At 69.6% G+C, this 25558-nt stretch carries 30 protein-coding genes and 1 pseudogene; 21 read left to right on the top strand and 10 right to left on the bottom strand.

What is annotated here, in order from left to right; translation table 11 throughout:
- Entirely contained in the window at window positions 1-1122 is a 1122-nt protein-coding gene (alc, locus tag J7E89_RS35885; RefSeq protein ID WP_214980039.1) for an allantoicase, read from the top strand.
- 96 nt (window positions 1123-1218) lie between these two features.
- Here the strand turns inward: alc and J7E89_RS35880 are convergent, their stop codons facing one another.
- On the bottom strand, window positions 1219-1959 hold the full coding sequence (locus tag J7E89_RS35880; protein ID WP_214980037.1) for an SDR family NAD(P)-dependent oxidoreductase: 741 nt from the start codon (window positions 1957-1959) through the stop codon (window positions 1219-1221).
- 165 nt (window positions 1960-2124) lie between these two features.
- Here J7E89_RS35880 and J7E89_RS35875 point away from each other — a divergent pair, with 165 nt between their 5' ends.
- The gene (locus J7E89_RS35875; protein ID WP_214980035.1) at window positions 2125-2742 is read left to right on the top strand and encodes a dihydrofolate reductase family protein; all 618 of its coding nucleotides are present in this window, start codon (window positions 2125-2127) and stop codon (window positions 2740-2742) included.
- 80 nt (window positions 2743-2822) lie between these two features.
- Window positions 2823-3773, top strand: coding sequence for a DMT family transporter (locus tag J7E89_RS35870; RefSeq protein WP_214980033.1), 951 nt, complete (start codon window positions 2823-2825; stop codon window positions 3771-3773).
- A gap of 66 nt (window positions 3774-3839) precedes the next feature.
- On the opposite strand, the gene J7E89_RS35865 is transcribed toward J7E89_RS35870, so the two are convergent.
- Window positions 3840-4049: a hypothetical protein gene (locus J7E89_RS35865; protein ID WP_214980031.1), complete on the bottom strand. Its 210-nt coding sequence runs from the start codon at window positions 4047-4049 to the stop codon at window positions 3840-3842.
- A gap of 145 nt (window positions 4050-4194) precedes the next feature.
- On the opposite strand from J7E89_RS35865, the gene J7E89_RS35860 reads away from it, so the two are divergent.
- From J7E89_RS35860 to J7E89_RS35840, 5 genes are all read left to right on the top strand, one after another.
- Window positions 4195-5454 (top strand): sensor histidine kinase, encoded by a 1260-nt coding sequence (locus tag J7E89_RS35860; protein WP_214980029.1) that lies wholly within the window; start codon window positions 4195-4197, stop codon window positions 5452-5454.
- Between the two features lie 70 nt (window positions 5455-5524).
- The gene (locus J7E89_RS35855; RefSeq protein WP_214980026.1) at window positions 5525-5971 is read left to right on the top strand and encodes an SRPBCC domain-containing protein; all 447 of its coding nucleotides are present in this window, start codon (window positions 5525-5527) and stop codon (window positions 5969-5971) included.
- The gene (locus tag J7E89_RS35850) at window positions 5968-6336 is read left to right on the top strand and encodes a helix-turn-helix transcriptional regulator (protein ID WP_214980024.1); all 369 of its coding nucleotides are present in this window, start codon (window positions 5968-5970) and stop codon (window positions 6334-6336) included. Before J7E89_RS35855 ends, J7E89_RS35850 begins: the two co-directional genes overlap by 4 nt.
- A 65-nt stretch (window positions 6337-6401) precedes the next feature.
- Window positions 6402-7085, top strand: coding sequence for a response regulator transcription factor (locus J7E89_RS35845; protein WP_214980022.1), 684 nt, complete (start codon window positions 6402-6404; stop codon window positions 7083-7085).
- Between the two features lie 34 nt (window positions 7086-7119).
- On the top strand, window positions 7120-7545 hold the full coding sequence (locus tag J7E89_RS35840; RefSeq protein WP_214980021.1) for a PaaI family thioesterase: 426 nt from the start codon (window positions 7120-7122) through the stop codon (window positions 7543-7545).
- A gap of 29 nt (window positions 7546-7574) precedes the next feature.
- Here J7E89_RS35840 and J7E89_RS35835 read toward each other — a convergent pair whose 3' ends face one another.
- Window positions 7575-8549 carry an NAD(P)-dependent alcohol dehydrogenase gene (locus J7E89_RS35835; protein ID WP_214980019.1) on the bottom strand — a complete coding sequence of 325 codons (975 nt, stop codon included), beginning with the start codon at window positions 8547-8549 and terminating at the stop codon, window positions 7575-7577.
- Between the two features lie 172 nt (window positions 8550-8721).
- Here J7E89_RS35835 and J7E89_RS35830 point away from each other — a divergent pair.
- Window positions 8722-10413: pseudogene (locus tag J7E89_RS35830) on the top strand (IS200/IS605 family accessory protein TnpB-related protein).
- On the opposite strand, the gene J7E89_RS35825 reads toward J7E89_RS35830, so the two are convergent.
- The 4 genes from J7E89_RS35825 to J7E89_RS35810 all read right to left on the bottom strand — a co-directional run bounded on the left by J7E89_RS35825 (window position 10410) and on the right by J7E89_RS35810 (window position 12993).
- On the bottom strand, window positions 10410-10625 hold the full coding sequence (locus J7E89_RS35825) for a helix-turn-helix transcriptional regulator (RefSeq protein WP_214980015.1): 216 nt from the start codon (window positions 10623-10625) through the stop codon (window positions 10410-10412). The pseudogene J7E89_RS35830 and the gene J7E89_RS35825 overlap by 4 nt on opposite strands.
- Entirely contained in the window at window positions 10619-11047 is a 429-nt protein-coding gene (locus J7E89_RS35820; RefSeq protein WP_214980013.1) for a hypothetical protein, read from the bottom strand. The genes J7E89_RS35825 and J7E89_RS35820 overlap by 7 nt, the downstream gene beginning before the upstream one ends.
- Before the next feature lie 111 nt (window positions 11048-11158).
- Window positions 11159-11992 carry an alpha/beta fold hydrolase gene (locus J7E89_RS35815; RefSeq protein ID WP_214980011.1) on the bottom strand — a complete coding sequence of 278 codons (834 nt, stop codon included), beginning with the start codon at window positions 11990-11992 and terminating at the stop codon, window positions 11159-11161.
- Complete coding sequence (locus tag J7E89_RS35810; protein WP_214980009.1) at window positions 11989-12993, bottom strand: Gfo/Idh/MocA family oxidoreductase; 1005 nt, start codon at window positions 12991-12993, stop codon at window positions 11989-11991. Before J7E89_RS35810 ends, J7E89_RS35815 begins: the two co-directional genes overlap by 4 nt.
- Window positions 12994-13140: 147 nt before the next feature.
- On the opposite strand from J7E89_RS35810, the gene J7E89_RS35805 reads away from it, so the two are divergent.
- The 7 genes from J7E89_RS35805 (at window position 13141) to J7E89_RS35775 (ending at window position 19896) form a co-directional block, all read left to right on the top strand.
- Entirely contained in the window at window positions 13141-13860 is a 720-nt protein-coding gene (locus J7E89_RS35805) for a GntR family transcriptional regulator (RefSeq protein ID WP_214980062.1), read from the top strand.
- A 123-nt stretch (window positions 13861-13983) separates the two neighbouring features.
- The gene (locus J7E89_RS35800; protein WP_214980007.1) at window positions 13984-14991 is read left to right on the top strand and encodes a substrate-binding domain-containing protein; all 1008 of its coding nucleotides are present in this window, start codon (window positions 13984-13986) and stop codon (window positions 14989-14991) included.
- Between the two features lie 95 nt (window positions 14992-15086).
- On the top strand, window positions 15087-16100 hold the full coding sequence (locus J7E89_RS35795) for a sugar ABC transporter substrate-binding protein (RefSeq protein ID WP_214980005.1): 1014 nt from the start codon (window positions 15087-15089) through the stop codon (window positions 16098-16100).
- Window positions 16097-17164 (top strand): ABC transporter permease, encoded by a 1068-nt coding sequence (locus tag J7E89_RS35790; RefSeq protein ID WP_214980003.1) that lies wholly within the window; start codon window positions 16097-16099, stop codon window positions 17162-17164. The genes J7E89_RS35795 and J7E89_RS35790 overlap by 4 nt, the downstream gene beginning before the upstream one ends.
- On the top strand, window positions 17161-17967 hold the full coding sequence (locus J7E89_RS35785) for an ATP-binding cassette domain-containing protein (RefSeq protein ID WP_214980001.1): 807 nt from the start codon (window positions 17161-17163) through the stop codon (window positions 17965-17967). Before J7E89_RS35790 ends, J7E89_RS35785 begins: the two co-directional genes overlap by 4 nt.
- A gap of 199 nt (window positions 17968-18166) precedes the next feature.
- On the top strand, window positions 18167-19315 hold the full coding sequence (locus tag J7E89_RS35780) for an ROK family glucokinase (RefSeq protein WP_214979998.1): 1149 nt from the start codon (window positions 18167-18169) through the stop codon (window positions 19313-19315).
- Window positions 19315-19896 carry a hypothetical protein gene (locus J7E89_RS35775; RefSeq protein WP_214979996.1) on the top strand — a complete coding sequence of 194 codons (582 nt, stop codon included), beginning with the start codon at window positions 19315-19317 and terminating at the stop codon, window positions 19894-19896. Before J7E89_RS35780 ends, J7E89_RS35775 begins: the two co-directional genes overlap by 1 nt.
- 350 nt (window positions 19897-20246) lie before the next feature.
- Here the strand turns inward: J7E89_RS35775 and J7E89_RS35770 are convergent, their stop codons facing one another.
- Complete coding sequence (locus tag J7E89_RS35770) at window positions 20247-20579, bottom strand: hypothetical protein (RefSeq protein ID WP_214980063.1); 333 nt, start codon at window positions 20577-20579, stop codon at window positions 20247-20249.
- 74 nt (window positions 20580-20653) lie between these two features.
- Here J7E89_RS35770 and J7E89_RS35765 point away from each other — a divergent pair, with 74 nt between their 5' ends.
- The 5 genes from J7E89_RS35765 to J7E89_RS35745 all read left to right on the top strand — a co-directional run bounded on the left by J7E89_RS35765 (window position 20654) and on the right by J7E89_RS35745 (window position 24426).
- Window positions 20654-21073 (top strand): hypothetical protein, encoded by a 420-nt coding sequence (locus J7E89_RS35765; protein ID WP_251061543.1) that lies wholly within the window; start codon window positions 20654-20656, stop codon window positions 21071-21073.
- Window positions 21074-21526: a hypothetical protein gene (locus J7E89_RS35760; RefSeq protein WP_251061542.1), complete on the top strand. Its 453-nt coding sequence runs from the start codon at window positions 21074-21076 to the stop codon at window positions 21524-21526.
- A gap of 313 nt (window positions 21527-21839) precedes the next feature.
- Window positions 21840-22391, top strand: a complete 552-nt coding sequence (locus tag J7E89_RS35755) for a SigE family RNA polymerase sigma factor (RefSeq protein WP_214979994.1) — start codon at window positions 21840-21842, stop codon at window positions 22389-22391.
- Window positions 22388-23758: a PQQ-binding-like beta-propeller repeat protein gene (locus J7E89_RS35750; RefSeq protein WP_214979992.1), complete on the top strand. Its 1371-nt coding sequence runs from the start codon at window positions 22388-22390 to the stop codon at window positions 23756-23758. Before J7E89_RS35755 ends, J7E89_RS35750 begins: the two co-directional genes overlap by 4 nt.
- A 368-nt stretch (window positions 23759-24126) precedes the next feature.
- Complete coding sequence (locus tag J7E89_RS35745; protein WP_214979990.1) at window positions 24127-24426, top strand: hypothetical protein; 300 nt, start codon at window positions 24127-24129, stop codon at window positions 24424-24426.
- Between the two features lie 23 nt (window positions 24427-24449).
- On the opposite strand, the gene J7E89_RS35740 is transcribed toward J7E89_RS35745, so the two are convergent.
- Together J7E89_RS35740 and J7E89_RS35735 are read right to left on the bottom strand one after the other, a co-directional pair.
- A protein-coding gene (locus J7E89_RS35740; protein ID WP_214979988.1) for an IS5 family transposase occupies window positions 24450-25267 on the bottom strand; the annotation gives its coding sequence in 2 pieces (ribosomal slippage) (window positions 24450-24925 and window positions 24925-25267; 819 coding nt in all).
- 92 nt (window positions 25268-25359) lie between these two features.
- Window positions 25360-25558: transposase (locus J7E89_RS35735; RefSeq protein ID WP_214979986.1), on the bottom strand; the 199-nt coding region annotated here is incomplete at its 5' end.

Here is a 25558-nt window from a genome sequence, read left to right as displayed (position 1 = left end):
GTGTCTGACGTGGCGACCCCCTCTTTCACCGGTGACGCGAACCCGTACGGCGGCGGCGACCCGTACGCCGACTACCGCACCGCCGATTTCCCCTTCACGCACTTCGCGGACCTCGCCGACCGGCGGCTCGGCGCGGGCGTGATCGCCGCCAACGACGAGTTCTTCGCCGAGCGCGAGAACATGCTGCGGCCCGGGGCGGCGGAGTTCGACCCGGAGCACTTCGGCCACAAGGGCAAGATCATGGACGGCTGGGAGACCCGCCGCCGCCGTGGCATCAGCGCCGAACAGCCGCACCCGACGGACGAGGACCACGACTGGGCGCTTGTACGCCTCGGGGCGCCCGGCGTCGTACGCGGAATCGTCATCGACACCGCCCACTTCCGCGGCAACTACCCGCGGGCGGTCTCGGTCGAGGCGGCGTCGATGCCCGGCTCGCCCTCGCCCGACGATCTCCTCTCCGGCGACGTCAAGTGGGTAACTCTCGTACCCCGTACGGCGGTCGGCGGCCACGCGGCCAACGGCTTCGCCGTCGACGTCGAGCAGCGCTTCACCCACCTGCGGATCAACCAGCACCCCGACGGCGGCATCGCCCGCCTGCGCGTGTACGGCGAGGTGGCGCCGGACCCGGCCTGGCTGGAGCGGCTCGGTACGTTCGACCTCGTCGCCCTGGAGAACGGCGGCCGGGTCGAGGACGCCTCCGACCGCTTCTACTCCCCGGCCACCAACACCATTCAGCCGGGCCGCTCGCACAAGATGGACGACGGCTGGGAGACCCGCCGTCGCCGTGACAAGGGCAACGACTGGATCCACTACCACCTGGTGGCGCAGGCCGAGATCCGCGCCGTCGAGATCGACACGGCGTACCTGAAGGGCAACTCGGCTGGATGGGCGGCGCTTTCGGTACGCGACGGGGCCGAGGGTGACTGGACCGAGATCCTGCCCCGGACCCGGCTCCAGCCCGACACGAACCACCGCTTCGTGCTCGACGCGGTCCCGGCGGCGACCGAGGTCCGGATGGACATCTTCCCGGACGGCGGCATCTCCCGCCTGCGCCTCTTCGGCTCGCTGACGGAGGCGGGGGCGTCGGGCCTGGCGGCCCGCCACCGGGAACTGGGCGGCTGACGGGGCTGACGCCACCGCGGGACCACTGACGCGGAGTGCATCGGGACGCGACGGCCCCGATGCACTCCGTTCCTCTCTCCTTTACGCCGCTCTCCTTTACGCCGCGTGGCCGCCGTCCACCAGCACCTCGGAGCCCGTCATGTACGCGGCCTCGTCGCTCGCCAGGAAAGCGACCGTCGCAGCGACTTCGTCCGGAGCGCCGAAGCGGCCGAGGGCCGTCATCTCGCTCTGCGGCGCGGCGTACGGGCCGTCCGCCGGGTTCAGGTCCGTGTCGATCGGGCCCGGGTGGACGAGGTTGGCCGTGATGCCCCGGCCGCCCAGCTCCCGTGCCAGCGCCTTCGTCAGGCCGGTCAGCGCGGCCTTGCTCGTTGCGTAGAGCGTCCCGCCGGGGCCCGGCACGCGCTGGATCATGCAGCTGCCGGTGGAGATGATCCGGCCGCCGCGCCCCATCCTGGCGGCAGCGGCCTGCGAGGCCAGGAAGACCGCCCGTACATTCACGGCCAGCACCTGGTCGACGTCCGCGAGGCTGAGAGTCTCGATCGGGCCGAGTACGCCGACCCCCGCGTTGTTGACCAGGATGTCGAGCCGGCCGAGCTCGTCGGCGGCCCGGCCCACGACGGCGGTCACCGCGGCCGGGTCCGCCGCGTCGGCGCGCAGCGCGATCCCGCGCCTTCCCATCGACTCGATCTTCTGGACGATCTCCTGGGCGGCCTTCTCGTCCCGTACGTACGTGAGGGCCACATCCGCGCCGTCCTGTGCGAGCCGCAGGGCGATCGCCGCGCCGATGCCCCGGCTGCCGCCGGTGACCAGAGCCGTCCTGCCGTTCAGTGAAGCCATGTCGCTGCCTCTTCCTCAAATTCCCATGAATGGTTGCGGATTCAAGGAAACCGGTGGCAGGCGGGTGGCGCTGGCGGCAAACGGACGCCGTGTCCGGGTCGACCGACGAGTTCCGTGGAAGCGTGGAGTCAGAGCTGGTGACACTTACGAAGAAGGGTTCGGACCATGAAGCTCACGCTCACTACGTTCCTCACGCTCGACGGCGTCATGCAGGCCCCGGGCGGCCCCGAGGAGGACACCAGCGGCGGGTTCGAGCAGGGCGGCTGGCTGGTGCCCTTCTTCGACGAGGGCATGGGCCGTTTCATCGACGGTGTGTTCGGCCGGGTCGACGCGTTCCTGCTCGGCCGGCGTACGTACGAGATCTTCGCCGGCTACTGGCCGAAGGTCACCGACGAGAACGACCCGGTCGCGAGCCGCCTCAACAACCTTCCGAAGTACGTCGCGTCCACGACCCTGGAGAAGGCCGACTGGAACAACTCCACCGTCATCTCCGGTGACGTCGCGGAAGAGGTCGCACGGCTCAAGAAGCAGCCGGGCCGGGAGCTCCAGATCCACGGCAGCGGGGCGCTCGCGCGGTCCCTGATGCGGCATGACCTCATCGATGAGTACAACCTGCTCACCTTCCCGGTCGTTCTCGGAGCGGGACAGCGGCTGTTCGAGGAGGGCGGCCTGCCGACCCGCTTCGAACTGGTGGACGGCAGCACCACGGAGGCGGGCAACGCCATCCACACCTACCGGCCCGCGGGCCGGCCGGAGTACGGCACATTCGATCTCGACCAGTGAGGGCGGCGCGGGTACGGTGATCGCTCCGCGTGCGAGCCGCCGAAGTCTCCACACCGCCTTTCCCGGGGGAGACCGCGCCAGTGGCCGCCGCATCATCACCGACCGCCGTACCCGTACCCGACGTCGCTCTGCCGCGGCGGACGGCATGGCTCACCGACCTGCCCGTGCTGCTCGTCGCGGTCGTCTGGGGCGCGAGCTACCTCGCGGCCAAGGACATCACCACGGCGCAGACCGTGGTGCCGGTGCTGGTCCTGCGCTTCGCCATAGTGCTGCCCGTCCTGGCCGTCCTGGGATGGCGCAAGCTGCGCGCGCTCAATGCCGCCCAGTGGCGCGGCGCGTGGACGCTCGGGCTCGTACTGAGCGTGATCTTCCTGCTGGAGACGTACGGAGTCGTGCACACCTCGGCCACCAACGCCGGGCTCATCATCAGCCTCACCATGATCTTCACGCCGCTGGCCGAGGCGGCGGTGACGCGGACCATGCCGTCCCGCGCCTTCGTGGGCGCCGCGGGGCTTTCGGTGGCCGGGGTGGTGTTGCTGACCCAGGACGGCGGCTTCACGACCCCCTCGCTCGGCGACTTGCTGATGCTGCTGGCGGCCCTTGCCCGTACCGCGCATGTGCTCGCGATGGCCCGGGTCAAGTCGGTCCGGGGCGCGGACGCGCTGTCGCTCACGACAGTCCAACTTGGCGGCGCGGTGGCGGTGTTCGCGGTCCTGGCAACGGCTCCCGGCACCGGCCCCGCCCCTTGGACGGTCGCGGCGGGCTTCGGCCCGCGCGAGTGGGCGGGCCTCGTCTTCCTTTCGGTCTTCTGCACGCTCTTCGCCTTCTTCGTGCAGATGTGGGCGGTACGCCGAACCTCACCCTCCCGCGTCAGCCTCCTCCTCGGCACGGAACCGCTGTGGGCGGCGGCGGCCGGCATCGCGATCGGCGGCGAACGGCTGGGCGCTGTGGGCCTCTTGGGCGGCCTACTGGTGCTGGCCGGCACGACGTGGGGGCGCCGGGCGGCAACTCTCAGCCCCTCCGGCGTTTGAGGAGCGGGATCCTGGGCGGAGCGCCAGTTTCGGGAAGGGGCGGGGTGGGGCAAGCGCCGCAGGCACCTACGCCCGGGGGAAGCGGTCGGATGCGGCCATCAGGGCTATGCCCAGGACCGCCAGCACGATGTTGGTGTAGATCTCATGGCCCTCCGGAAAAGGCAGCAGCCGCAAGAACCCGAAGAACTTCGGCATCCACCCGGTGACCTCATGAATCAGACCGGACGCCCCCGACACGAACAGCACGAACCCGACCACTTCGAGAATTTTCTTCATGCGCCGATCGTGGCTCCGGCGCCCGCCCCGCCGCGTCGGCCGTCGGGCTCGCACGGTGCGCCGAAAGTCTGAGTCTGCGCGACTTTGGTCGCTGAATGCCGCTCCGGCGCTCCGGGCCCGCCTCCCCGTGCGTAGCTTTGTCGACATGACCGATCAGGAGTACCGCTGGCTGCTGCCCTCGGCGATGGCCGACCCCGATCTGCCGGGTGACCGGGGCGGGCGGCCGCGGCGTACTCCGCGGGACTGGTTCGTCGACCTCGTCCTGTTCCTCTTCGCCGCGCTCGTCGGAATCGGCGCGGCCGACGTCGCCGACAGCGTCGGCAACCCCGACTACATCGTCTTCCTGGACCAGCTGGTGGGCGCGGCGGCCTGTTGCGCGCTCTGGCTGCGGCGCCGCTGGCCCCTGGGCCTCGCCGTCACCCTGGTCGTCGTCTCCACGGTGGCGCCCGTCGCCTCCGGCGCCATGGTCGTCGCGCTGTTCACCCTCACGGTGCACCGGCCGTTCAAGACGGTCGCCGCCGTCGGCTCCGCCGCCATCGTGGGCGGACTCGTCCAGGCGGTCCTGCGCCCCGACCCCACCATCTCCTTCCGGGTGTCGGCCGTCGCCACTGTCGTGATCGTCCTGCTGATCGTCGGGTGGGGCATGTTCGTACGTTCCCGCCGGCAGCTCGTCGTATCGCTGCGCGACCGGGCACGCCGGGCCGAGGCGGAGGCCGCGCTGCGCGCCGAGCAGGCGCAGCGCCTGGCCCGCGAGGCCATCGCGCGGGAGATGCACGACGTACTCGCCCACCGGCTCACTCTGCTCAGCGTCCACGCCGGCGCCCTCGAGTTCCGCCCCGACGCCCCGCCCGCCGAGGTCGCCCGCGCCGCCGGGGTGATCCGCGACAGCGCGCACGAGGCGCTCAACGACCTGCGCGACGTCATCGGCGTACTGCGCGGACCGGCCGCCGGTGACGAGCACCGGCCGCAGCCGACCCTCGCCACGCTCGACGCGCTCGTCGCGGAGTCGCGCGAGGCCGGGATGAAGGTCACCCTCGACAACCGCCTCACCCGCCCCCAGGACGTGCCCGCCGCCGTCGGCCGCAACGTCTACCGCATCGCGCAGGAGTGCCTGACCAACGCCCGCAAGCACGCACCCGGCGCCGACGTCACTGTGACGCTGACCGGCGCACCGGGCGACGGCCTCACCGTCGAAGTACGCAATCCCGCTCCCGAAGGGGACGCGCCGGCGGTTCCGGGATCCGGCCAGGGGCTCATCGGGCTGACCGAACGGGCATCGCTCGCCGGCGGCCGTCTCGACCACGGGCCCATGCCCGACGGCGGATTCCGCGTCCGTGCGTGGTTGCCGTGGGCGGTGGTGGCCCAGGCCGCCGAAGCGGACGCCGCGACCGAAGTGCAACCCTAGGGTTGCTCCTGCGGACTCGACGTGCAACCCTGGAGTTGCATCCAAGCAGCGGCAGTGAAGGAGTCCCCTCATGAGCGAGAACCGGATCGAACGCGAAACCCTGATCGAGGCATCCCTGGAGCGGGTCTGGTCGCTGGTGGCCGAGCCGGGGTTCTGGGTGGCAGACAAGACGAGCCCGACCGGCACCGTGGCCGTAGAAGGCGAATCAGTGATCGCGAAGAACGCCGAGCACGGCGACTTCCCGGTGCGCGTGGAGAAGGTCGAACCGCCGACGTACCTGGCGTACCGCTGGGCCAGCGCGTTCCCCGGAGAAGAGCTGCGCGAGGACAACAGCACCCTCGTGGAGTTCACGCTGACCCAGGAAGGCGACAAGACGCGACTGCGCGTAGTCGAGAGCGGGTTCGCGGCGCTGGCCGGGTCCGAGGAGCTGCGCGGCCAGGCGGTGAAGGACAACACCGGCGGCTGGCCCCAGGTGCTGGACGCGCTCAAGACGCGCGCCGAACAGCCATCCGCGTGACGGACGAACAGCGTGGCGCCGACGAGGCGGTCGACAGCGTCCTCGTCGCGCTGGCCGACCCGACGCGACGTCAGCTGCTCGACCAGCTCGCCGCGCAGGGCGAGGCCACCGCGACGACGCTCGCCGGAAGCCTTCCCGTCTCCCGGCAGGCGGTGGTCAAGCACCTCGCCGTCCTGGACGCCGCCGGGCTGGTTTCCGGCAGCCGGGTCGGACGCGAGGTGCGGTACGCGGTGCGGCCCGCGGCACTGGACGCGACGGCGCAGTGGATGGCCGCGCTCGCGACCGTCTGGGATCGACGACTGGCGCACATCAAGCGCGTTGCCGAGGCGGCGGAGCGGGAGGGTTGGCAAGGGGAGAGCCAATGACCGCTCACAAAGTCCGGAACGCCGGGCAAGGAGGGGCCCACGGGCGCCCGGATACCGTGGACGCCATGACTCCCATCCGGCTGCTCCTCGTCGACGACGACCCCCTGGTCCGCGCGGGCTTGTCCTTCATGCTGGGCGGCGCCGACGACATCGAGATCGTGGGCGAGGCGGCCGACGGCGGCGAAGTCCCGGGGAGTGTGGACCGTACGCACCCCGACGTCGTGCTGATGGACATCCGCATGCCGGTGGTGGACGGCCTCACCGCGACCGAGGAACTGCGGCGCCGCCCCGGAGCCCCCGAGGTCATCGTCCTCACCACCTTCCACGCCGACGAACAGGTGCTGCGGGCGCTGCGGGTAGGCGCGGCCGGGTTCGTACTCAAGGACACCCCGCCCGCGCAGATCGTCGAGTCGGTACGGCGGGTGGCGGCGGGCGAACCGGTGCTGTCGCCGGCGGTCACCCGCCAGCTGATGACCCATGTCGCGGAAGCCTCCGCCGACCCTCGCGGGCGTGCGGCGACGGCGACGCGGCGGATCGGGCAACTCGCCGAGCGGGAACGGGAGGTCGCGGTCGCGGTCGGCCGCGGACAGTCCAACGCGGAGATCGCCGCAGCGCTTTACATGAGCGTGCCGACGGTCAAGACCCATGTGTCGCGTGTTCTGGCCAAGCTCGGCTTCAACAACCGTGTCCAGATCGCGCTGTTGGTGCATGATGCGGGCCTCCTCGACGGGGGCGGCGACGTAGGCTGACGGAATTGGGGCGTACAACGACTGGAGGTGCGGTGTGAGCGACGCCGATTTCGGCCTGGAAACGGCCCAGAAGGTCCTCGACAGCCAGCCGTTCAGTCGGCTGCTGGGCGCGCGGATCACCGCGTTCGGGGACGGTGCGGCCGTACTGGAAGTGGATATCCGCGACGAACTGCGCCAGCAGAACGGCTTCCTGCACGGGGGAGTCCTGGCGTACGCCGCCGACAACGCCCTCACCTTCGCGGGCGGCGCGGCGCTCGGCCCCGCCGTCCTCACCGGCGGCTTCTCCATCCAGTACGTACGCCCCGCGACCGGCGCCACGCTGGTCGCCCGCGCCGTCGTCGTGCACGGCGGCCGCCGGCAGGCGGTGTGCCGCTGCGACCTCTATGTCCGCGACGAGGCGGGCACCGAGACGCTGTGCGCGGTCGCTCAGGGCACGGTGCTCACGGCCGCGGCGCCGTAGCCGCAGGCCGTGCCTGCCCGCGGACGCCCTCAGATCTGGACGACGATCTTGCCCCGTACGTGGCCCTCCATCAGGTAATCGACGGCCTCGGGGACATCGGCCAGCGGGTAGCTCCGGTCGATGACGGGTGTGACCGAGCCGGCCTCGATGAACTCCGTGAGGACTTCGAGGTCGCTGTGGTGCAGGTTCATGACCGCGAGTCCGCGGAGCCGCTGTCCGCTGAACGGCGACATCAGCAGCGCCCGCAGCTGCCGGTCGTTGCCGCCGATCCACTTGCCGCCGTTCTCGCCGCCGATGATGACGAGGGTGCCGCTGGGGGTGAGGGCGCGGCGGAGCTGGGAGAGGGGGCGGTTGCCGGCGGTGTCGAGGACGAGGTCGTAGCGGCGGGTGCCGTCGGTGGCGTCCTCGCGGGTGTAGTCGATGACCTCGTCGGCGCCGACGGAGCGGACCAGGTCCGCCTTGGCGGTGCTGCACACGCCGGTGACGTGGGCTCCGAACGCCTTGGCCAGCTGTACGGCGAAGTGGCCGGTCCCGCCACCCGCGCCGATGACGAGGACCCTCTGCCCGGCTCGCAGCCGCCCGGCGTCGCGTACGGCCTGGAGGGCGGTGACGGCCGAAACCGGAACGGCGGCCGCCTGTTCGAAGGTGAGATTGGCCGGCTTCCGCGCGAGGTTGTCCGCCTTGGCGCACGCGTACTCGGCGTACGACCCTTCGCAGGTGCCGTACACCTCGTCGCCCGGCCGCAAGCGGGTCACGTCCGGACCGACGGCTTCCACGCGTCCCGCGAGATCCTGGCCCCGGACGCGGTCCTTGGGCGCCCGCAGGCCGAAGCCCATGGCGCGGATCAGGTACGGCATGCCCGCCGTGAGGTGCCAGACGCCCGGGTCGACGCCGGCCGCGTGGACCCGTATGAGCACCTCGCCGCTGCCGGGTACCGGCTGGGGCATGTCTTCCAGGCGCAGGACCGACGGCGGTCCGTAGGTGGTGTGGGTGATGGCCTTCATTGGGTTTCTCCCGCGTTGTTCTGGGGGTATTCAACTGCTGGATGTTTTCTGTGTGTTACTGCGTTCGCGTGTGTGGGCGCGTGTGGTCTGGTCGGTTTGGGGACCGGGGTGGTTGGGTGTTCGGGGTGGGAACGGGTGACCTTTTCCGGTGTGGTTCGTTGTCCAGTGGGGAATGAGAGGCTGCGGATCTTGGGCGGGGGTGGTTGCGGTGGGTGGCGGTGGGGAGCGGTCGGCTTCGGGTCTGCGGGTTGCGGCCCGGCCGTTCGTCGCGTCCGGCTCCACCGGTGTTGCCGTGCGCGACCGGCTCAAGGACCTCACCGGCGGGGATGAGGAGGTGCTGCGGTTGGTGGGCGCGCACCTGGGTGGGTTGGCTTCGCGGGACCTCGCGGTGCGCTGCGCGGATGGTCTGGAGCATTCTGCGGAGTCGTGGGCGGGGCGGAAGCGGGCGCTGACGGGGGTGTCGTCGTCGCGGTGGGCGGGTGCGGTGACGAAGGCGTCGCATGATCAGTGGGCGCTGGGGCGGCGCTGTCAGGCCGCTCACATCCGGGGTCTTGAGGCGGGGATCGGGATGCTTCGGCACCGCCTGTCGTTGCCGGTGGGTGCTCGCGGTTCGAAGAAGGCGCCGGGGGGTTACCGGTCGCGGCGGGAGTGGCATGCGAAGTCGCGGCGTCTGGCCGCCTTGGAGGCGCGGCATACTGCCGTCGTCTCGGATTGGCGTGCGGGACGCGTGCGGGTGGTCCGGGGCGGCAAGGGCCTGCTGAACACCCGCCACCACCTCGCCGACGCCCAGCTCACCGAGTCGCAGTGGCGGGAGCGTTGGGAGGCGGAGCGCTGGTTCCTCTCGGCGGATGGTGAGTCGGGGAAGCGGTACGGCAACGAGACTGTCCGTGTCAGCCCGGACGGCCAGGTGTCGATCAAGCTGCCCGTGCCGCTGGCCGGGCTGGCGAATGCCCCGCACGGCCGGTACGTGCTCGCCGCGAAGGTGCGGTTCGCGCACCGGGGTACCGAGTGGGCTGATCGTGTCGAGGCGAATCGGGCGGTCGCCTACCGCATCCACCACGACACCCGGCGCGGCCGCTGGTATCTGACGGCGTCCTGGCAGATCCCGCCCGCGCCCACGGTCCCGCTGGGGGCGGTGCTCGCGCACGGGGTGATCGGTGTCGATACCAATGCGGACCATCTCGCCGCCTGGCGCCTCGATGTCCATGGCAACCCGCTCGGCGGGCCCCGCCGCTTCTTCTACGACCTGTCCGGCAACGCCCCCCACCGTGACGCGCAGGTCCGCCACGCCCTGTCCCGGCTGCTGAACTGGGCGAAGTCCTGCGGCGTGACCGCGATCGCGGTGGAAGACCTGGACTTCCAGGCGGAGAAGAGCCGCGAGAAGCACGGCCGCAAGCGCCGCTTCCGGCAGTTGATCTCCGGCATGCCGACCGGAAAGCTCCGGGCCCGCCTCACCTCCATGGCCGACCAGACGGGCATCGCGATCATTGCCGTCGACCCGGCCTACACCAGCAAGTGGGGCGCGCAGCACTGGCAGAAGCCCCTCACCAGCAAGGCACGTAAGACCACTCGCCACGACGCTGCCGCCGTGGCGATCGGAAGGCGCGCCCAAGGGCACCCGGTCCGGCGACGGACGGCACCGCCCCACGACGACCAGAGTGATCGTCGTGGGCATCGGACCGTCCAGGCCCCATCGGAGGCCCTTGGGCGTGAGGGAACCCGCCCCCGCATTCCCGGACCACGCACACGATGCGTGCCGCCCGGACGCGGAGCGAACGCGGGAGACCAGAACGCCCAAAACCGTTCGGGGCGTTCGGCTGAGCATGGGGCCTGGCAACAGGACTCACTCCCGCTCAGTCTCTAGGGACGGTACTGGAACACTTCGTCGAGCGGGACACCGAATACACGGGCGATCTGGAAGGCCATCTCCAGAGAGGGGGAGTAGCGGCCCTGCTCGATGGCGATGACGGTCTGGCGGGACACACCGATCCGGCCGGCCAGCTCGGCCTGCGTCATCTCGCCGTGGGTGAAGCGCAGGGCCCGGATCGAGTTGGTGACACTGGTCGGCTTCACCACGGGTGGAAGCCCAGCCGGTACGAGACGATCTTCGTCGCGGACCCGAGGAGCGACGACAGGACGAACGCCAGGTAGATCGCGTTGGCGATCCAGAACTGGTCCAGATCGGCCATGGCCAGGGCGAGCCCGGCCACGCCGCCGATCACGACGAACGACTGTCCGATGTGCTCGCCGAACCGGTGAATCTCCCGGTCGCGCTGGTCCTTGCTGTTCGCGTCCTCGGGCGAGAACGTCGCCAGCACGGTGTGGAGCACGATGGACGCGGCGATCGCCGCGCCGACCGTCCACAGCAGCGCCGACACATAGGGCGCCTCGGCGAGCGGCGCGTCTCCGGGCCGCCCGAGGACGACGGCCAGGTACACCGCGTACGACGCGACCGTGACCAGGACCATGCTCCAGGCCCGTTTCTCTTCGAATGCCACTGACACTCGCTCCCCGCGTACGGAAACACATGTAAAGAAAACCTGACACTGTGGAGTGTCAAGCAGCTTCGACATGAAGTCAAGGGTTCTTTACATGGCAGGCTGAGGCGATCAGCGGGGCGCGACCGCCGCGGCGAATTCGGCCGGGGACTCCGCCCACGGCATGTGACCCGCCCCCGCGAGCGTCACCCGCGAGACATTCGGCAGGGCCTGCTCCAGGGAGTTCACGGCGTCTCGCGGCCGGATGTCTTCGGCACCGTCCACGATGACGACCGGCATCCTCAACCCACAGCACGCGGCGTGGAGTTGATGCTCGCTCATCGTCCTCGTCTCGGCGTTGATCTCCGTGTTGCACGCGTAGTTGACGCCCAGCCAGGGCGTGGCCATCCGCTCGGCCAGTTCGATCGCCCGGTCCTGGTCCGGCCCGGCGAAGTCCGCCGACCACTGGAGCACGCACATCTCGCGCTCCTCCGCCTCCGTACGCCGCTCCCGGGACCTGAGCTCCTCCCAGCGGGGCAGCCGCTCGCCGAGCGCGGCGCGCAGCTTCGCCGCGAACTCCGGATGCCAGCCGGAGTCGGGTCCGATCCCGGTGCCGGACACGTACACCAGCCGTGTCACCCGCTCCGGATGCGCGAGCGTGTAGTGCAGGGCGAGCCGCGCGCCCCAGGAATGGCCGAGCAGCGTCACCTTCTCCAGCCCGAAGTGCGCGCGTACGGCGTCGAGATCGGCCACCGACCTGGCCACCGAGTAGGGGCCGCGCCGCTCGGAGCGCCCGCAGCCGCGCTGGTCCCAGCGGTACACGGCCGCCCCCCGGTCGGCGAGCAGCCGGGCCACGTCCTCAAGGGTGTCCCACAGTCCGGGGCCGCCGTGGCAGAGGAGCACGGGACCGCCCTCGCCGGTTCTCGCCGTCCAGAGCGTCACCCCGTCCTCCGCTTTCAGTGTCATGACGCGGGGATCTCGTCCATCCGTACCGGCCGCCGCTCCCGGCGCGACTTCTCGCAGGCCTCCGCGATCCGCAGCGCGTGCAGGGCCTCCCTGCCGTCGCACGGGTTGTCCCGCTCGCCCAGCGCGACCCGTACGAAGGCGTCCAGCTCCGCCTCGTACGCCGGGGCGAACCGCTCCAGGAAGCCGGGCCACGGCTGCTCGCAGGCCGGCGGCCCCTTCGGCTCGGTCGAGGTGATCGGCGTACGGTCGTCGAGCCCCACCGACACCTGGTCGAGCTCGCCGGCCAATTCCATCCGTACGTCGTAACCGGCGCCGTTGCAGCGCGTGGCCGTGGCCGTGGCGAGCGTCCCGTCGTCGAGGGTGAGGACGGCAGCCGCCGTGTCGACGTCGCCCGCCTCGCGGAACATCGCCGGCCCCGCGTCGGACCCGACGGCGTACACCTCGACAACCTCGCGCCCCGTGACCCAGCGCAGGATGTCGAAGTCGTGGACCAGGCAGTCCCGGTAGAGCCCGCCGGACAGTGGCAGGTACGCGGCGGGCGGCGGCGCCGGGTCGGAGGTCATCGCCCGTACGGTGTGCAGCCGGCCGAGGCTTCCGGACCGTACGAGCTCGCGCGCAGTGGTGTACCCGGCGTCGAAGCGGCGCATGAAGCCGAGCTGGAGCACCGTCCCCGCCGCGTCGACCTCGCGGAGCGCGCCCAGCGTTCCGGGCAGGTCCAGGGCGATCGGTTTCTCGCAGAAGGTGGGCAGTCCCGCCCGCGCCGCCCGGCCGATCAGGTCGGCGTGCGCCGAGGTGGCGGAGGCGATGACGACGGCGTCAACGCCCCACGCGAAGATTTCCTCGACCGAGGGCGCGGCGGTGGCGCCGAGCCGGTCGGCGACCGCTGCGGCCCGCGCGGCATCGGTGTCCGCGACGAGCAGGGCACCCACTTCGCGATGGCGGCTGAGCACGTCAGCGTGGAAAGAACCGATACGTCCCGTGCCGATGAGTCCGATGCGCATGGCCCCAAAGTGTCGCCATCAACGCCACCGTGTCAAGCGTTTGTCCTGACAACCTGACTACAGGACTTCCAGTAGTCATTACCTGGGGTTACGCTCGAGGGCGTGTCGAAACCCGCGGCTGAAACCACCGTCTCCCTGCAGCTCGGCGTGGACCGGAACAGCCCGGTCCCGCTGTACTTCCAGCTGTCCCAGCAGCTGGAGGCGGCAATCGAGAAGGGCCGGCTCTCACCGGGAAGTCTCCTCGGCAACGAGATCGAACTGGCCGGGCGCCTCGGCCTCTCCCGCCCCACTGTCCGCCAGGCCATCCAGTCGCTCGTCGACAAGGGCCTGTTGGTCCGCCGCCGCGGCGTCGGCACGCAGGTGGTGCACAGCCAGGTCAAGCGCCCCCTCGAACTCAGCAGCCTGTACGACGACCTCGAAGCCGCGGGCCAGCTGCCGGCCACAACGGTCCTGCGCAACACCCTCGAACCGGCGACCGCCGAAGTCGCGGCGGCGCTCGGCGTGGCGGAGGGCGGCGACGTACACCTGGTGGAGCGGCTGCGCCTCGCGCACAACGAGCCCATGGCCGTCCTGCGCAACCACCTGCCCACCGGACTGCTGGCCCTCGACACCGAGCACCTCGAAGCCACCGGGCTCTACCGGATGATGCGCTCCGCCGGCATCACGCTGCACAGCGCGCGCCAGTCGGTCGGGGCGCGCGCGGCCGGGGCCGACGAGGCGCGGCAACTGGCGGAGGCGGAGGGGGCGCCGCTGCTGACGATGCAGCGGACGACGTTCGACGACACGGGGCGGGCGGTCGAGTTCGGCTCGCACATCTACCGGGCCTCGCGGTACGCCTTCGAGTTCCAGCTCCTCGTCAGGCCGTGAGCCGCAGCCCCGGCAGCCGCTCCGCGTAAGAATGTTCGGACAAAGTCTTGACGGGGGCTCGCGTACGCCGCTAGAACTCCCCCAGCCGCAACGGGGCGGCCGGGAGACAAGGCGGAACCAACGATGCGTACCCACCGCAAGGCAGCAGCCCTCCTCGCCGTATGCGCGCTCGCGCTCGCAGCCGGGTGCAGCTCCGAGGGCGGCAAGGACTCCGAAGAGAAGAACGGCGACAGCGGCGGCGGCGGGAAGGCCGTCACCACCGAGCGCCTGAAGATCGCCATGGTGACGCACTCGGGCGAGGGCGACACCTTCTGGGACATCGTCCAGAGCGGCGCCAAGCAGGCCGCCGCCAAGGACAACGTCGAGTTCCTGTACGCCGCCAACAAGGAGGGCAAGGAGCAGGCGCAGCTCATCGACTCGTACGTCGCCAAGAAGGTCGACGGCATCGTGGTGACCCTCGCGAAGCCGGAGGCGGTCAAGGCCGCCGTCGAGAAGGCCGTCGCGGCCGGCATACCCGTCGTCACGATCAACTCCGGTGGCGAACACTCCGAGGCGGCGGGCGCGCTCAGCCACATCGGCCAGGAGGAATCGGTCGCGGGTGAGGCCGTCGGTGAGGAACTCAACAAGCGCGGCAAAAAGAAGGCGCTCTGCGTTATCCACGAACAGGGGAACGTCTCGCTCGAAGCGCGCTGCGCGGGCGTGAAAAAGACGTTCCAGGGAACGGTCGAAAACCTCAATATCGAGGGCACCAATATGCCTGCGTCGACCTCCTCCATTGAAGCGAAGCTCCAGACCGGCAAGGCCGGCGAAGAGATAGACACTGTCGTCACTCTCGGCGCGCCTTTCGCGGCAGCCAGCGTCAAGGCCAAGGCGGGCGCGGGCAGTGACGCCGAGGTCAACACCTTCGACCTCAACGCCGAGGTGGTCAGGCAGCTCAAGGCCAAGGAAATCGGCTTCGCCGTCGACCAGCAGCCGTACCTTCAGGGCTACCTCGCCGTCGACGAACTGTGGCTCTACAAGACGAACGGAAACGTTCTCGGCGGCGGAAAGCCCGTCCTGACAGGCCCGGCCCTCGTCACGGACAAGGACGTACCGGCGCTGGAGAAGTACACGGCCCGCGGTACCCGATGAATACGGTGCGAACACCCGTAACCGATACTTGGTCGGCCGGGGACGGGCTGAATGATCCCCGGCCGCACCGAGGAGTACAAGAAGGGCTCGACGTCGTGGCAAGGGTTCGGACAGGGGTACGCGCGCTGGGCGCGGTGCTGGCGGCGGTTCTCGGGGCTTCCCTCGCGGGCTGCAGCAGTACGGGCGGAAAGCGCGCCGAGGAACGGGCCGAACAGGCCGCCGCGCAGGGCAGGGCCGCGGTGAACACACCCCGCTGGACCGTTGGCATGGTCACCCACTCGGGGGACGGCGACACCTTCTGGGACATCGTGCAGAACGGAGCCGAGCAGGCCGCCGTCAAGGACAACGTCAAGTTCCTCTACGCCCACAGCGACGAAGGCCAGCAGCAGGCGCAGCTGGTCGACTCGTACATCGACAAGAAGGTCGACGGGCTGATCGTCACGCTCGCCAAGCCCGACGCCATGAAAGCCGTCGTCGCCAAGGCCACCAAGGCCGGCATCCCCGTGATCACCGTCAACTCCGGCTCCGCCGAGTCCAAGGACTTCGGCGCACTCGCCCACATCGGGCAGGACGAGACGATCGCCGGAGAGGCGGTCGGCACGGAGCTCGGCAAGCGCGGCAAGAAAAAAGCCCTGTGTGTGCTGCACGAGCAGGGCAACGTCGGGCACGAACAGCGCTGCGCCGGCGCCAAGGAAACGTTCGACGGCGACATGCAGAACCTCTACGTCGACGGCACGAACATGCCGGACGTACAGGCGTCCATCGAGGCGAAGCTCCAGTCCACAAACGACATCGACGCCGTCGTGACCCTCGGCGCGCCCTTCGCGGACGCCGCCGTCAAGGCGAAGGAGCAGGCCGGCAGCGAGGCCGAGATCGACACTTTCGACCTCAACGCCCAGGTCGCCACCGCGCTCCAGGCCGACACGCTCGGCTTCGCCGTCGACCAGCAGCCCTACCTCCAGGGCTACCAGGCCGTCGACCTGCTGTGGCTCTACAAGTACAACGCCGACGTGCTCGGCGGCGGAAAGCCGGTCCTCACCGGACCCCAGATCATCACCAAGAAGGACGCCGCCGAGCTGGAGGCCTACACGAAGCGGGGGACCCGATGACCGCGACCGCACCGGCACAGGCGCCGGCCCCCGGCCAGAAGGCCCCCGCCGACGAACGGTTGCTCAAGACGTCGCTGCTGCGCAGGCTGCTCGGCCGCCCCGAGCTCGGCTCGGTGGTCGGCGCCGTCGCCGTCTTCCTCTTCTTCGCGATCGTCGCGGACAGCTTCCTGCGCGCGTCGAGCTTCGGCACGGTGCTGTACGCCGCCTCCGTGATCGGCATCATGGCCGTCCCCGTGGCGCTGCTGATGATCGGCGGCGAGTTCGACCTGTCGGCCGGCGTCCTGGTGACCAGCTCCGCGCTGGTCTCCTCGATGTTCAGCTACCAGATGACGGCCAACATCTGGGTCGGCGTCCTCGTGTCGCTCCTGGTGACACTGGCCGTCGGCGTATTCAACGGCGTCATGCTGACCCGCACGAAACTGCCGAGCTTCATCATCACGCTCGGTACGTTCCTGATGCTGACCGGCCTGAATCTCGGCCTCACCAAGCTGATCAGCGGCACGGTGTCGACGAAGAGCATCGCCGACATGGAGGGTTTCAGCTCCGCCAAGGCGCTCTTCGCGTCCCAGGTCACCATCGGCGGCGTGAACCTGAAGGTGACTGTGCTGTGGTGGCTCGGCCTGGTGGCCGTCGCGACCTGGATCCTGCTGCGCACCCGCGTCGGCAACTGGATCTTCGCGGTCGGCGGCGAGACGGAAGCGGCCCGTGCGGTCGGGGTCCCGGTCAACAAGACCCGCATCGGTCTCTACATGGGCGTTGCCCTCGGCGCCTGGATCTCCGGCCAGCACCTGCTCTTCTCCTTCGACGTCGTGCAGTCCGGCGAAGGCGTCGGCAATGAACTCATCTACATCATCGCGGCCGTCATCGGCGGCTGCCTGATCACCGGCGGCTACGGCTCGGCGATCGGCTCCGCGGTCGGTGCGTTCATCTTCGGCATGACCAGCAAGGGGATTGTGTACGCGGAGTGGGACCCCGACTGGTTCAAGTTCTTCCTCGGAGCGATGCTCCTTCTGGCCACCCTGCTCAACGCATGGGTACGCAAGCGCGCGGAGGCGACCCGATGACGACGCAGAAGACGCGGACGACGACGCGGACCACCGCACCTCTTGTCGAGCTCGACGCCGTCAGCAAGTTCTACGGCAACATCAAGGCCCTCGAAGGGGTCTCCCTCGAAGTCCACGCGGGCGAGATCAGCTGCGTCCTGGGCGACAACGGCGCCGGCAAGTCCACCCTCATCAAGATCATCGCGGGGTTGCACCAGCACGACGCGGGCACCTTCTCGATCGAGGGCGAGGAGACCCGGCTGGCGAACCCGCGCGACGCGCTGGACCGGGGTATCGCCACCGTCTACCAGGACCTCGCCGTCGTGCCGTTGATGCCGGTCTGGAGGAACTTCTTCCTCGGCTCGGAGCCGACGAAGGGTGCGGGCCCCTTCAAGCGCCTCGACGTCGACCTCATGCGCCGGACCACCCGCTCCGAGCTGCTGCGCATGGGCATCGACCTGCGCGACGTCGACCAGCCCATCGGTACGCTCTCGGGCGGCGAGCGGCAGTGTGTGGCGATCGCGCGCGCGGTGTACTTCGGCGCGAAGGTGCTGGTTCTCGACGAGCCGACGGCCGCGCTCGGCGTCAAGCAGTCGGGCGTCGTGCTGAAGTACGTAGCGGCGGCGCGTGACGCGGGTCTCGGCGTGGTTCTGATCACGCACAATCCGCACCACGCGTATCTGGTCGGCGACCGCTTCGTGCTCCTCAAGCGGGGCGCGATGTCCGGCAGCCACACGCGGGACGAGATCACCCTGGACGAGCTGACGCGCGAGATGGCGGGCGGCAGCGAGCTCGACCAGCTTGGCCACGAACTGGAGCGCTAGCCGCCCCGGGCGCCCTGCGGGCGTGTCCTCAAACGCCGGACGGGCTGGATTTCCAGTCCCTCCGTCGTTCGAGGAGCGGGGTCCGGGGCGGAGCCCCAGGTCGCCCCGCGCAGCGGCGCCGCGCCGCACCGCGCCCCGCCGGATGGCAGAATCGACCACCTGACCCGCCAGCCACCGCCCCCAAGACCCCGCAGGGGACATGAGCACGTACCGAGACTTCGCGCACCGCGGCTCCGCCCGCGCCACCGTCCTGCGGACCGTCGGCACCCGCGAGCGGCGCTCGCACCTCAGCGCGCCCCGGGTGCCCACCGTCGGGATCGACATCGGCGGTACGAAGGTGATGGCCGGCGTCGTCGACGCCGACGGCGTCATCCTGGAGAAGATCCGCACCGAGACGCCGGACAAGTCCAAGAGCCCCAAGGTCGTCGAGGACACCATCGTCGAGCTGGTCCTCGACCTCTCCGACCGCCACGACGTCCACGCGGTCGGCATCGGCGCGGCCGGCTGGGTCGACGCCGACCGCTCCACCGTCCTCTTCGCCCCCCACCTGGCCTGGCGCAACGAGCCCCTGCGCGACGCGATCTCCGCCCGGCTCGCCGTCCCCGTCCTGGTCGACAACGACGCCAACACCGCCGCCTGGGCGGAGTGGCGCTTCGGTGCCGGACGTGGCGAGGACCACCTCGTCATGATTACGCTCGGCACCGGCATCGGCGGCGCGATCCTCGAGGACGGCCAGGTCAAGCGCGGCAAGTACGGCGTCGCCGGCGAGTTCGGCCACATGCAGGTCGTCCCCGGCGGCCACCGCTGCCCGTGCGGCAACCGCGGCTGCTGGGAGCAGTACAGCTCCGGCAACGCGCTGGTGCGCGAGGCCCGTGAGCTTGCCGCCGCCGACTCCCCGGTCGCGTACAGCCTCATCGAGCGCGTCGGCGGCAACATCCCCGAGATCACCGGACCGCTCATCACCGAGCTCGCCCGCGAGGGCGACGCGATGTGCGTCGAGCTGTTCCAGGACATCGGCCAGTGGCTCGGCGTAGGCATCGCCAACCTCGCCGCCGCACTCGACCCCTCCTGCTTCGTCATCGGCGGCGGTGTCAGCGCCGCCGACGACCTGCTCATCGGCCCGGCCCGCGACGCCTTCAGGCGCCACCTCACCGGCCGCGGCTACCGCCCCGAGGCCCGTATCGCCAAGGCCCAGCTCGGGCCGGAGGCCGGTATGGTCGGCGCTGCCGACCTCGCCCGACTCGTCGCGCGCCGTTTCCGCCGCGCCAACCGCCGCCGCCTGGAGCGCTACGAACGCTACGAGCGCTACGCCCAGGCCATCCGCTCCACCACGCAGGGACCCCAGTAATGACCCCGTCCGTTCCCCACCAGTCGCCGTCCCCGGACGATGCGGGCAAGCCCACCGAGACCCACCGCCACATGATCCGCCGCCGCTGGCTGACAGCCATCATCATCGTGCTGCTCATCGGCGTCCCCGCCGTGTATCTGCTGATCGCCGCCGAGCAGAGCCGCGACAGCGGCCGTGACAAAGCGAAGATCGCCTCGGCCAGCGGCCTCACCGAGGGCTTCCCGTCCCGCATGACACGCCGTATCTACGACGTACCCGTGCCCAACGCGGGCCAGGAAGTCGCCTACTACGAGACGAACAACTGGAAGAGCAGCAGGCTGTACGTCCAGTTCCGCACCGTCCCGCCGGACCTGGACTGGTTCCTGAACGACCTCGGCATCAACCGGGCCGCCCTCAAGAAGGGCAAGATCACGATCAGTGAGCGCGACGCCGAGGTCGCCGGCTGGACCCTCGATCCCGCCCGCACCTGGTCCGGCACCACGGTCGACCAGAAGGATCCGCAGCCGACCGTCGACATCACCGTCGACGACACCGACCCGGCGCATCCCTTCGTCTACGTCGTCTCCACCGCCACCCCCTGACCCCCTGGGGCGAGCATGCCGGCCGGATCGCTAATCTGGAGCGAGTGAGCGACGAGACCGAAAAGAAGCCCCCGCAGCCCCTGCAGTACCGGTTCGACGGCCCCGAGGATGCCCCGGTCCTCATCCTCGGCCCCTCGCTGGGTACCACATGGCACAGGTTGTAAATAGCGTCCTGTGCGGTCCAGCTGGTCCATGTGAGGCGTATACGCGCAGGTCAAGGCCCTGTGGTCTAGGAGCGTCGACTCTGTTGGTGATACGTGTGTGATAGGGCGTGAGAGGTGAGGAGCCCCCGTCGGCTGGTGCCTACGGGGGCTCTGGGTGCGGCGGCATGCGTCGCGGAGTCGATGCGCTCACCGCATGCGGCCAGGATTATGGCTGCTGATCGTCAGGGTGGACAACACGGCACGCTGCGCGGCGAGGCATTGAGCCTCCGCCAACTTGAAGTCGCAGGTCAAAGGGCTGGCGTGACGGTCTTCCGGGGTGCTCACGCTGGTGGTGGGCGGCAGTCTGCGGAGGAGATCGTCTGTCAGCGCGGTTTGCTCGAAGAGAAACGCGATGCAGCGGTGCCGGCGGATGTGCGAGCCTTCTTCTCCCAGATGCCGACCGAGATGACTCTGATGATCCGCGATGATGCCCTCAAGCAGCTCAGCCATATCGCGCGCGAGCGGGCATTCGGTAGGCACGTCGGGTCCGACCGGCTCATCCAGGCAGGGCTGGACGCGCTTATGGGCGCGGGGTTGAGAGCCCCTCTCTCGCCATGCTGGCCGGCCTCTTCCGGAGCGAAGAGCCTGAAGCGCCAGCGCTCTTCGACCAGATGTTGGAGGAGTTGGGACTGCTCTTCCACCCGCCCGCTGACCGTCGGGCCGCAAAGTGGGCGCTGGCGTACTGGGTCGCCGGTCAGATTGCCGACAGATCCCTGGATCCCGCCACCGGCACGCACCTCATCTGGGCAGATACCGCCCACGACCTTGGCTACCCGGAAGAGCTGGAACCGCTGATCCACTGCGCGCACAGCCTGGACGGCTGGGAGGAGAGCTGGGGAGTCTCTCGAGGAACTCAACAGGGAAGCGGTCGAGGCGGCGAAGCAGTTCTTGAGCAAGCGGTCGACAGCGGAGGCAGTGAGCTGACCGTCCGGTTCTTGCCCGCAGGGGTCGGGCGGCCTTCTACGATCGGGTGAATGGATCCTGAGCTGCTGGAACGGATCACCGCGCGGCGCGCGGAACTAGACGAACTCGAAGTACGGCTGGCCAAGCAGTTGGCCGAGGTGCGGGCCGAGCGCGACGAACTCGCAGTCGCCGAGAAGGTCCTCGAGCGGATGAGTGAGGAGCTTGCCGACGAGCGTACCTGCGCCGCACCGACGCCCGGGCAGGTGGGCGGACAGGCGGTGATGCTGATCCCGCACCGCACGTCAGGCGTGGAGGAGGCCGCGCTCCCGCCGGACTACCAGCGTATCCTCACCGCCGTGCGGCAGGCCGCCGGACCGGTCATGGCCCGGCAGGCCGGCGAAGTGCTGGGAGTGGACGTCAGCGTGCGGGCCAAGCTGGAACCGCTGCGCGGGAAGCTGGTCAGACTGACCGACCGCGGCTGGCTGCGCAAACTGCCCGACGGCCGGTTCACCACTCGCCTGTGACCTGGGAGGCCGCCGCCTTGATGGCGCTCGTTGAACCTTGAACCCGGCCGCTCATTGCTCCGGAGTTGCTCGATCGAGTGAGTTCCTCCCCCAGGCTATCGGCAAGACCTGCGGGGCAAGATCTTTAAGGTGGTTGTGGGGATCGGGGGGTCTCAGGTCGCTTGGCCGACTTGCCGTTGCTTGTCTGCCGCCGTGGGATTCAAGGCGGGATCGGAAGCGTGCGAGCGAAGTCCTGCGGAAGAAACTCGCAACGGCAGACATAGATTGCCTGTGGTCCGCGCGTCCTTGTGAGCGTTGAGGAACGGGAGGGCCCATGGACCCGCAGGATCACGAAAGATTCCGGGACTTCGTCGACGTCCGGTGGAGCGCCCTGTTGCGCCTGGCGAACTTGCTCACCGGCGGCGACCGGCACGAGGCGGAGGATCTTGTGCAGATCGCTCTGATGAAGGTGCTGGGCCGCTGGCGGCATATAGACGACCCGGAGGGTTACGTGCGCAAGGTGATGTACCGGCAGCAGATCAGCCGCTGGCGGCTGCGTCGCCCGCACCGCGAGGCGACGTTCGCCGCGCTGCCGAAGGATCTCGGCGTCGCTGACGGCACGTCCGCCGCCGATCTGCGGATCACCGTGGGTCAGGCGCTCGCCCGGCTGACCCCGCGGCAGCGCACGATGCTGGTGCTGCGTTATTTCGAAGACCTGTCCGAGACGGAGGTGGCGAGCGCGCTGGGCTGTTCGGTGGGCACGGTGCGCAGCACCACCCATCGGTCGCTGGCCCGGTTGCGCAGTCTCGCGCCGGAGCTGGGTGCCCCGGCTCAAGCCGCAGCCACCGTCCCGAGCAGCAACGTGCCGAAGGGGGCCCACACATGAACGCCGACCAGCTGGACCGCGCGATCCGGGACGTCCTGCACAGATGGGCCCCCGACAACCCCAGCGCTCCCACGGATATCGCCGACCGCATCGTGCGCCGCCACCGACGGCGGAGCCTCATGCGCGTCACCGGTGCGGCTCTCGGCCTTACCGGTATCGCCTTCGGTGCGCTCCTTGTCACCGGTGCGGGTGGCGACGACGGGACGCGACAGCCGGCTTCGCGGGTGAGCAAGCAGAGCAACTTGTTGTGGCAGACCACGCTGCCCGGCAAGTCCTGGGACGCCTGCACCACCGGTCCTCGTGCCGTCTACTGCCGAGGGGCGGAGTACGACGGCATCGGCCTGGACGCCCGTACCGGAAAGGTTGTGTGGCAGCAGAAGGCCAAGGACGTCAGCAGCGGCAGGTCTCCGGCAGGATCGCTGCCCGGCGTCCGCGACGGAGTGCTGTACTCCTACGCCGATCACGCCCCGGGCGCGCCCGGAGCCGGCACCGACCTCGTCGCCCTCGACATCGGCAGCCGACAGGTGCTGTGGAAGCACGAGCTGGCCGACGACAGCCGCCGCCGGTCCTCTGCCGTGCTGTTCGACGGCGGGGTCCTCGCCAACGCCCCGATCTTCAAGAGTGTGGCCGCGCTGGACGACAGGACGGGCCGGACGCTGTGGACGTACTCGTGGAAGCAGGCCGATTGCGACCGGGCCGCGATCGGCGGCGTCCCGTACCTGATGTGCTCACCGGACAGCGAGAAAGCCCCGCAGCGCAGCACCGTCGTCCGGTTGGACCCGGCGACCGGCGAGCCGCAGACGGTCGCGACCGTCAAGGGCCCGACGGCCTACATCGGCACTGACGGGGATGCGGTGCTGCTGGGCGGTATGGCCGGCGGACAGAGGTTCTTCAGCGACCCCGGGCCCGCCACCCTGACCCGCGTCGACCTCAGCTCGGGCAAAGTGTCGCAGCACCGCGTCAACAGCCTGCCGATGGGCGTGGTCGCGGACGGCATCATTCTGGCGTCCGGCGGGAACGGCAGCGCCGTCGCGTATTCGGCCGACGACGGCAAGCGGCTGTGGTCGCGCGACCTCGGGCTGAAACTCCGCAAGGACCCGCGCGATCCCACGATGCGGGAACTGCCCTCCGACGCTGCGGTGGATCTCGGTAGCCGGGTGGCGTACTACCTTGATCCGTCCGGGCATCTGGTGGGCCTCGACCTGGACAGCGGTGCGATGCGCTGGCGCGGCCAGGTGCAGGTGCCGAAGAGCCAGGTGGAGGCGGGGGTCGCCCCGGAGCTGATGGTCTACGATCACGGCCTCATCGGCCAGATCGGCGGCGAGCTCTTCCGGATCAAGCCCATGCTGCCCAAGGCGCGTTCGTAGCCAGGGACTAGAGGGGGTCGCGCGGGCCCCGGCAGAGGAACTCGGGTCCCGCGCCAGCCGCGGAGTGCGGCCGGCGCGGGACGACGGTTCGGCGCCGGGGCCCAGGCTTGGGTCCCGCCTGATTCATCCGTCTCGCATCCGGGGAATGCCGCGGTGCACCAGTGCGCTTTGCCTGTTTGGACTGGGGGTGACCCTTCATGAACGGACTGGTGGCCTGACGTTCAACAAGCGGGCGGCTTCGGCCCAGTTGCCTCAGACCTCCCTCTGAGGACGCTTGGGAGTTCTACGGGAACGTCTGGCCGTACATTCCGAACTTCGGCTGCATCTTCGCGTACGACGGGGCCTCCATCGGGACCTTGGGGGCGGCCATGCACCAGATGTGCAAGAACAGGCTGCCGCATCTTCGGCCTGACGCGGTCTTCGTCCAGAACCAGGGGGTTCTCCTGTGGATGCGGGAGCGGGAGGGCGAAACCGAAGTGTGCTTCCGCTACGAGCCCGGCGCCGTACTGCGAGCCCTCAAACCTGACCCGGACGACCTATTCGCACTGGTAGCGATTTTCTTTCAGCGGAACTTCGCGGACACGGCGGTTCCCACGTGGCACCTCAACCGCTACATGCGGGGCATCACGCTCGGCAGCTGCGAGTGGTGCGAGAATCACGTCCACTGAGGAAGGGCCCCTAAGACCGTGTCCTATGTGGTCATTCGGATGAGGCGTTTATAGCAGCAGAGGGCGGCTGCGAGGCCGAGGAAGGCCAGGTAGTTGCGGGGGTGGCGTTCGTAGCGGTGGTTGAGTCTGCGGTAGCCGGTCAGCCAGGACATCGTCCGCTCGATCACCCACCGCCGACGGCCCAATCGCGCGCTCGACTCGATGCCTTTGCGGGCGATCCGGACGCCGATACGTTTGCCGCGCACCCATTTCCGCAGATGGGGGATGTCGTAGGCCTTGTCGGGGTGCAGGCGTTGGGGTTTGAAGTGGCGGCCGAGGTGGGGGTCGTGTCTCGTTCGGTGACCGAGCACCATGGGCTTCAGGGCTTCGCTGTCGTGGGTGTTGCCCGCGCTGACGCCAACAACGAGGGGCAGTCCTGCCGCGTCCGACAGGACGTGCATCTTGGAACCCGGCTTGCCCCGGTCCACGGGGCTGGGACCTGTGTGTTCGCCCCCTTTTTAGCCCTGACGTGGGCGGTGTCGAAGACGACGCGGGAGACATCGATCAGGCCGGCGTCGTCGAGCCGGTGCAGGACGGCTTCATGCAGGCGGCCCCAGACGCCGGCTCTTGACCAGATCAGAAACCGCCGGTGGGCCGTCGACTTCGATATCCCGAAACACGGCGGCAGAGCCCGCCAGGCACAGCCGCTGACCAGCACGTAGATGATCGCCGCGAACAGCGTCTCATCAGGCGTGTCCCGAGTCCCGCCGCCCTGCGGCCGCACCCTCGACGGAGGGATCAACGGCTCCGCGATCTCCCACAACCCGTCCGGAACAATCCAACTCCACGTACCCCGCCCCATACGAAGCCCAACGACACCTCACCACATAGGACAGGGTCTAAGAGGGCGTTTCATCCCGTTGTTTCATCCCGGATTGCCGGGTTAGTTGTGGTTCACGCGCCGCGCCATGTGGGGGTGGATTCGCTGGTGAGTCTGCGGGTCATCAGGTTGATCATTGCGAGGTGGATCATGGCTTCGGAGCGGTGGGTTTTGGCTTCGTAATCGCGGGCGAGGCGGCGGTGGTTCATGAGCCAGCCGAGGGTGCGTTCGACGGTCCAGCGGCGCGGGAGGGCCGTGAATCCCCTGGTGTTG

Source organism: Streptomyces sp. ISL-100 (assembly GCF_018614615.1).
In the GTDB taxonomy this organism is placed as follows: Bacteria; Actinomycetota; Actinomycetes; order Streptomycetales; family Streptomycetaceae; genus Streptomyces.
Note: the sequence above shows the minus strand (reverse complement) of the source record. Positions and strands in the feature narration are given on the sequence as shown.